Raw genomic sequence first — 6906 nt, forward strand, 5'->3', positions numbered from 1 at the left:
CGGGTCATCGAACTTCCGGGCGTTATACTGGAAGCCAGCCTTGAACGTCGCCTCGGCGCCGAGGTTGTCCCACGTTGTGGACAGGTCGGCCTTGGCGAAGTTGTCTTCCTGGGTGTTGAACTGACGGAAGTAAGCCAGAACTTCTGTGTTGAAAGCTGACTGGTTCACGCTTGTGCGGGCTGCACCGCGCTCGAGTACCCCGGCGGCGTTTCGGACGGTTTCGAACAACGAGATCACGGGCGTTCCGGCCTCTCCCGCCGTGAACGTGAGCGATGGCCGCAGCAAGGCCCCGGTCGTGTTGCCGGTTGTTGACGCAGATGTCGCTGTAAGTGGGAGATTTTGGCGGAACGTAGCCTCCGAGCGGCCCACATCCCAGGCGAGCTTCCACCCGGCGAACTCATGATCGCCGTGGAGAATGAAAAGCGTATTCTTGGTTGCGTAGTCGCCATCCTCGAACAGGCCCGCGACCGGCACGGAAACGAGGCTTCCCGATGTCGGGGTGCGCGTGCCGGAGGCTGCGCCGGCAAAGTTGAACGTGTACTGGTTGCGCTCTTCGAAATCCAGGAACTCGCTGCGAAGCGCGGAAAAGCGGATGCTGTTCTGCTCATCAATCCGCCACTCGACCTTGCCGTTGAAGGCCCTGGTGTCCCTCTTGATGCGGTACTTCGCGAAGCGGACCTCTCTCATGCCGACAGCGTCAAACCGGGGCTCGTAGTTGTCGGTTTCCTGGATGAAGCTGAACTTCGAGGCGCCCAGGACGATCCCGAACGTATCGTTGGACCAGGATACCCGGCCGCCGTAGCTCTCGACGTCATCGCCGAGGTCGACATATCCGCGACCGATGTCGGCGTTGACGTGGAAGCCCTGCTGGGAAAGCGGTGAGAAGGTGAGAATATTGACGCGCCCGGCCAGAGCCTCGCCAGGCATGTCCGGGGTCAGGGTCTTGTTCAGTTCAAGCTGGCTGATCACAGAAGCCGGAACGCTGTCGAACCGGAAGATCCGGTCTTCCGCGCCCAGGACGTTGACGCCGTCGAACGCGACGTTGGTCCAGCGCGCCGGCGCGCCGCGGACCTGGATGTAGCGCTCCTGGCCCTGGTCGCGCTGAACGCCGGTCGCCGGCAACCGTGAGAGCGCCGCAGCAGCCGTCTGGTCGGGAAAGCGTCCGATAGCATCGGCGGCGACGACCGAGACGATGTTGTCGGCGACGCGCTGAGCCTCAAGGGACTTCGCAATCGAGTCGCGAATTGGCGTGGCGGTGACCACGAGTTCCTCGACTTCGCTCACAGCCGCGGCCTGGTCTTGAGCCTGGGCGGAGGGCGCGCTGGCCAGGACCAGTGCAAGTGTAGAGAAGGCCACGCCCGTGAGGGCGGCGCGACGACAGCATATCGAGTTCATGGTGAGCCCCTGTTTGAGGGGCGCAGGTAACAGGCGAGACAACACGTTTGCGCCGCAAACACGTCATGTTTTGGTGACGCTGAGCAAAGTTGTCGGACTGGAATTCAGCGCCTGCAGCAGCGGCCGACAGGGCCAGGTTAGGCGGCAGGGCCTGGAACCCGCCGGCGGACAGTAAGTCAGTAGATTGACCGACATCATTATCGTCCACAAGTTTCGGCACGAACTTCAAGGGTTCGCGACGCTGTGGTCTAGGCGTCTCCACAGTCGCATAGCCTTGAAACACTGGGCGTCCTCAAATCCCGTTGACGTATGTCTGTCGGATCAGCCCAACCTGCCGCTGACCAAGGCGAAGCGCGTGTCCATCACTGATCGCGATGGCCGGCATGAGGTGAGCGTTGCGCTCGGCAGCCGCCGATACAAGGACTATCACCTGTCGACGACCTATCGGCGACCGGAGTACGAAATGCCGCGCTTCGACGCTGCGGCTCAGGCTGCCAGCCCGGTGGCGGCTTTCTTCGCCAACGACCAGAAAGACCCGGCCGCCGCCGTGCCCAGCCCATTGTTCGACGCCAACCGTCGCGCCTTCCTCGAGGTGGCGCTTGATGAGGTCGAGACGAAGTGGGGCTCCGTCGACAAATATCTGGCCAGGGAAGTCGGCATCGGCCCGGTTGAGCTGGCCCGGTTGCGCGCGATCTACCTTCAGGAGGAACCGGCGTCGCCGGCGAGAAGATCCAGTACAACCGCGGCGTGATCGCTCGGGAACCAGCCATCTTCATCAGGCTGGTCCAGCGCGCGGCCTGTGCCCACAGTGCGCCAGCTGCCTTTGCGCAACAGTACGCAATGGTCGATCGCCAGCCTTGACGAAGGCGCCGTCCCGGTTCGAGCGCCGTGGAGGGTCGAGGGCATGGCGGGAAGTTCGAGCGCCGCAAGCGCACTGTCCGCCGCCGTGGCATTCAGGTCACCCGCCAGCACAAGTCCGCCTTCATAGTCCGCTGTGGCCCATATCAACGCGGCTGTGAGCTGGGCGGCGCGGACGCCTTCGGCCTTGGCCCCGCCCAGATGCGTGAGATGCAGGTTCAGAAACCGCAGGGGATGACCCGACGCGACCAGATCGACCCGCTGGGCGATGCGCTGCCCATCCCTGGGGTCGCTGACCAGTGCGCACAGGTTGGCTCGTGCCGAAGGGTCGCGGGTCAGAATGGCAAGACCAGAGGTGCTCATCACGCGAAGCGGGCCGTGCTGGCGCAGCTTTCGCCGGGACGGGGCCCTGTGCGGGAACATCCCCAGGACTGACGCCAAAGTATCTACTGTACTCGCGCCGCCCCCGGCAAAGCACTCCTGAAGGCAGACGACGTCAGCGCGCAACGCGGCAAGCCCTTCGGCCATCTGGTCAAGGCGGCGTGGATAGTCGCCTTCGTTCTTCCAGGTGTTGAGGGTGACGATACGCAAGGGTCAGGCCCACGTCAGGCGCGACGACGGCCCTCGACCCAGACCTCCTGGACTACCGGCAGGTCGCCACGGGTTCGCACGCGCAACAGATCCGCCCGGCGACCGGTTTCGATCACGCCACGGTCTGAAAGGCGGGCCGCGCGGGCCGGGCCGGAGGTGACCGTGGCCACCGCGCGCGGCAGGCTCCAGTCGAACTCAGGGCGGGTCAGGGCGAAGGCGCACTCAATCAGACTGCGCGGAACGTAGTCGGAGGCGAAGGCGTCCAGCAGGCCTGCGTGGGCCAACTCCGAGGCGGGCACGTTACCGGAGTAGGAGCCCCCGCGAATCAGATTTGGGCCGCCCATCACAATGACCATCCCGCGCTCGCGGGCCTGTCGTGCCGCCTCCAGCGTAACCGGGAACTCCGCGACCGTGGCGCCCAGATCGGCCGCGGCGTCAATGTGGGCGACGTCCTCATCGTCATGGCTGGCCAATGGCGCGCCGTAGGCGGCTGCGACCTCGGACACGAGCCGGCGATGACGATCGGCGTTGCGCGCCTGCCGGTCACGGATATCGGCCATGCGCTGATCAACCGCGCCTTCCGTCATGCCGTCAGCACGCCAGGCGGCCAGATATTTCTCGATGTTCCGGTACTGCCGCTGACCCGGCGTGTGATCCATGAGCGAGAACAGCGCCGTCATCGGATGCTTCGCAAAGCCCTCGAGCTCTTCTGGCAGGTCGTCCGCCGGCGTTTCACACCGCCAGTGGACCTTGTGATCCCCCTTTAGCAGACCGCTCGCCTCGGCCTGCGCCAGACCGTCAGCGAGGCGGGTGAGATTGCCATGATTGCGCGAGGCCGCAGAGTTGAAGGACCCGATGCTGAGGCTGTCGAACACGGTCGTGACACCCACCGACAGACAGCAGCCGTCGTGGGTGACAGCGGCGGACACCGGATCCCAGCCGATGTTGGGGCGGGGAAAGAAGTGCTTTTCAAGGTTATCCGTATGGAGATCGATCACACCGGGCATGAGGACATCGCCCTCCATGTCCTCGCCCGCGCAACTGGGCCCGGAATCGACGGAGACTACCTTGCCGTCGCGGACCAGCACCGATCCCAAAAAGCAGTCGTCGCCGGTAACCACCCGCGCATTCCTGAACGCCAACTCCACGACAAATCCTTCGGTTTGATTGCAGATCAGTCCCGCACGGGATCGGGAAACTCGATCTCGACTTCGGTTGTGGAGCGCGAGATTCCGTACTCCAGCGGTCGACCAAGACCGTCGATGTTCAGATAGCAATGAACCAGCAACGGGACATGCCTGGGCACCTGAAGCCGGGTGGCCTCATCAACCGTCGGCAGCCGGGCCGAGATGGCCGTCCGGCGGCGGGTATAGTCGGGAATGCCCGATGCGATCAGCGTCTGGGTGATGGTCCCGTGGGTCTTGTAGGTCTCGATGAAGGCCGGCAGGCGCGCTTGACTGAAGTGATGCTGGCTGAGCCCCGTCGGCTCATCGTCCACGAACCGGCAACGCTCCAGATAAACGATCGGCTCTCCAACGCGCAGACCCAGCTGGGCCGCGACCTTGGCGTCCGATGGCCGCACCAGAAGCTTGATGGTCTCGGTCCGCGGCGTGCGGCCGTCCTGCTGCACAGTCTCGGTAAACCGTGGTCGACGCTGCAGGCGCATCAGCGATGAGGGACGTTTGACGTAGCTTCCACGGCCCTGGGTGGACTCAACGATGCCCTTTTCCTGGAGATCAGACAGGGCGCGCCGTACTGTGTGCCGGTTGACCATGAATTCCCGGGATAGCTCGAACTCCGTCGGCAGCTTGTCGCCAGGCGTGATCTCACGCGCCTGGATACGTCGCTCCAGAGACCACGAGATTTCTCGCCAAAGGACCATAAAAAAACCTCTTACCAACAATCTTTAACAGTTCTGCGACGGTCATCTAGACAAGTTTTTCTACTGTCAGATAATGTTCATCAACCCGTTATTGCGACATTTTCTGGGACGACGTAATAGTCGAGCTCAATGAATACAACAACATGTTTAGTTGTCGGAGTTCGATGATGACGGTCAGTCACCCTGCCGGGCCAAGCCCGGAACGTCGAGCCTGGCTCTCCGTCCTGGCAAAGGCGGCCCCGAAAGACGTTTTCGCCGCGTGGGACGCCATCGCCGAACTGCCGGGCTACGGCACGCTCAGGGCTCCGGAAATCGGCATGGTTCTGGTGCGGGGTCGGATGGGCGGTTCGGGCGACGCCTTCAACCTGGGTGAAATGACCGTCACCCGCGCGGCCGTCCGGCTGGACACGGGCGAAACCGGGGTCGGGTATGTGTCGGGGCGAAATCGTCGCCATGCGGAAATCGCCGCTGCGGTGGACGCAATGATGCAGTCGCCCGCCCTGCGGCCTTTGGTGGAGGGCGCTGTCGTCGCCCGCCTGGCCCGGGCCCAGCAGGCGCGTCGCGACATGGCCGCCCGCAAGGCCGCCGCCACCAAGGTCGATTTCTTCACCATGGTCCGCACGCGAGGGCCCGCCTGATGTCGATCGCTTTCGATCTGGCCCGCGTGGCCGCCGGCTTCTCCGACCCGACCCGTGAAAGCCAGCAGGTCTTCCGGAAACTCATGGACGCGATGGCGCGTCCCGGCACGATCTATGATCTGTCCCAGGCGCCTGAGCCGCCTCATGGCATGCACAGGGCAGCGGGCGCTGTCGCGCTCACCCTCTTCGATTTCGAAACCCCAGTCTGGCTGGATCCGGGACTGCACACCGAAGCTGTCGAGGGCTGGCTGCAGTTCCACTGTGGCGCGCCCCGCGTGGCGGAGCCCCGGCAAGCGGCGTTTGCTCTGGTGGCGGATCTACCCGCCGCGCCCCTCCTGGCGGACTTCAATGCCGGCGACGCCAAGTATCCTGACCGGTCAACCACGCTGGTGATCCAGCTGCCCTCGCTCGAAGGCGGGCCGCGCGTCACCCTGACCGGCCCCGGGATCAAGTCGGAAGCCACCCTGGCGCTTGATGGTCTGCGCCCGGGTTTCTGGGGCGAGGTTCAGGAGAACCACGCCCGGTTCCAGTTCGGCGTCGATCTGATTTTCGTCGCCGGGGATCGCCTGACCGCCCTTCCCCGTTCCACCCGCATCGTCTGAGGAGACAGAGATGGCCTATGTCGCTGTAAAGGGCGGAGAGCGGGCGATAACCAACGCCCACCGCTGGCTGGCCGAGGACCGTCGGGGCGACCCGACGATTCCCGAGATCGAGGTCGATCAGATCCGCGAGCAGCTTTCCCTGTCCATTGATCGGGTGATGAGCGAGGGCTCCTGCTATGATCGTGATCTCGCGGCGCTCGCGGTCAAGCAGGCGCGCGGCGATCTGCCGGAAGCGATCTTCCTGACCCGGGCCTATCGCACGACCTTGCCGAGGTTCGGCGCGTCGTTGCCGCTGGAGACGGGCCAGATGGCCGTGCGCCGGCGGATTTCGGCGGCGTTCAAGGACATTCCTGGCGGTCAGGTGCTTGGCCCGACGTTCGACTACACCCACCGCCTGCTGGATTTCACCCTGGCAGCCAATGGCGAGACCCCGCTGGAAGGCGCGATGGAGGCTGAGGAGCCCCAGGCCTATCCCATGGCGACGATCGCTTCGGTTTTCGCTCACGAGGACTTGCTCGAGCCCGACACGCAAACCGAGGCGGCAGCCGAGCCCTTCGACCTGACACGGGAGCCGATGGCCTTCCCGGCGGGACGGGATCAGCGCCTGCAGGCCCTTGCCCGCGGTGATGAAGGTTTCCTGCTCTCGCTGGCCTATTCGTCGCAGCGTGGCTGGGGCTCCACCCACCCGCTCTGCGCCGAGATCCGGCTGGGAGAGGTCGCGGTGGAGTTCGTGCCCGATGAGCTGGGCTTTGCCATCGAGATCGGCGAACTCACGCTCACAGAGTGCCAGATGATTTCCACTGGCGCTGGCGGGATCGAGACAGCGCCACAGTTCACGCGGGGTTACGGTCTGACGTTCGGCCACTGCGAGCGCAAGGCGATGTCCATGGCCATCGTCGACCGGGCGCTCCGCGACGCGGCGCAGGGCGAGGCCTCGGCT

The 6906-nt window shown here is 64.5% G+C and carries 8 protein-coding genes; 4 read left to right on the forward strand and 4 right to left on the reverse strand.

The window, feature by feature from the left end:
- A partial coding sequence (locus ACIQ42_RS13780; RefSeq protein WP_397422808.1) for a TonB-dependent receptor plug domain-containing protein occupies window positions 1-1395 on the reverse strand: 1395 nt, incomplete at its 3' end.
- A gap of 355 nt (window positions 1396-1750) precedes the next feature.
- Between ACIQ42_RS13780 and ACIQ42_RS13785 the strand changes: the two genes are divergently transcribed.
- A complete protein-coding gene (locus tag ACIQ42_RS13785) occupies window positions 1751-2146 on the forward strand; it encodes a tyrosine-protein phosphatase (protein WP_397422809.1) in 396 nt (131 codons plus the stop codon).
- Here the strand turns inward: ACIQ42_RS13785 and ACIQ42_RS13790 are convergent.
- From ACIQ42_RS13790 to phnF, 3 genes are read right to left on the reverse strand one after another with little or no spacing between them, the layout of a single operon-like run.
- Window positions 2095-2844 carry an endonuclease/exonuclease/phosphatase family protein gene (locus ACIQ42_RS13790; RefSeq protein WP_397422811.1) on the reverse strand — a complete coding sequence of 250 codons (750 nt, stop codon included), beginning with the start codon at window positions 2842-2844 and terminating at the stop codon, window positions 2095-2097. The genes ACIQ42_RS13785 and ACIQ42_RS13790 overlap by 52 nt on opposite strands.
- A gap of 14 nt (window positions 2845-2858) precedes the next feature.
- Window positions 2859-3992: an alpha-D-ribose 1-methylphosphonate 5-triphosphate diphosphatase gene (locus tag ACIQ42_RS13795; protein ID WP_397422812.1), complete on the reverse strand. Its 1134-nt coding sequence runs from the start codon at window positions 3990-3992 to the stop codon at window positions 2859-2861.
- 26 nt (window positions 3993-4018) lie between these two features.
- A complete protein-coding gene (gene phnF, locus ACIQ42_RS13800) occupies window positions 4019-4726 on the reverse strand; it encodes a phosphonate metabolism transcriptional regulator PhnF (RefSeq protein ID WP_397422814.1) in 708 nt (235 codons plus the stop codon).
- Between the two features lie 167 nt (window positions 4727-4893).
- On the opposite strand from phnF, the gene phnG reads away from it, so the two are divergent.
- The 3 genes from phnG to ACIQ42_RS13815 form a co-directional block, all read left to right on the forward strand.
- Window positions 4894-5364, forward strand: coding sequence for a phosphonate C-P lyase system protein PhnG (gene phnG / locus ACIQ42_RS13805; RefSeq protein ID WP_397422815.1), 471 nt, complete (start codon window positions 4894-4896; stop codon window positions 5362-5364).
- Window positions 5364-5966, forward strand: a complete 603-nt coding sequence (gene phnH, locus ACIQ42_RS13810; RefSeq protein ID WP_397422817.1) for a phosphonate C-P lyase system protein PhnH — start codon at window positions 5364-5366, stop codon at window positions 5964-5966. Before phnG ends, phnH begins: the two co-directional genes overlap by 1 nt.
- 10 nt (window positions 5967-5976) lie before the next feature.
- Window positions 5977-6906: carbon-phosphorus lyase complex subunit PhnI (locus tag ACIQ42_RS13815; protein ID WP_397422818.1), on the forward strand; the 930-nt coding region annotated here is incomplete at its 3' end.

It is taken from the genome of Phenylobacterium sp. (genome assembly GCF_044372605.1).
Taxonomy (GTDB): Bacteria; Pseudomonadota; Alphaproteobacteria; order Caulobacterales; family Caulobacteraceae; genus Phenylobacterium.

Excerpts from the sequence above, each read along its gene's own strand:
- phnG (WP_397422815.1), top strand. The coding sequence starts at position 4,894 with ATGACGGTCAGTCACCCTGCCGGGCCAAGCCCGGAACGTCGAGCCTGG.
- phnH (WP_397422817.1), top strand. The coding sequence starts at position 5,364 with ATGTCGATCGCTTTCGATCTGGCCCGCGTGGCCGCCGGCTTCTCCGAC.
- phnF (WP_397422814.1), bottom strand. The coding sequence starts at position 4,726 with ATGGTCCTTTGGCGAGAAATCTCGTGGTCTCTGGAGCGACGTATCCAG.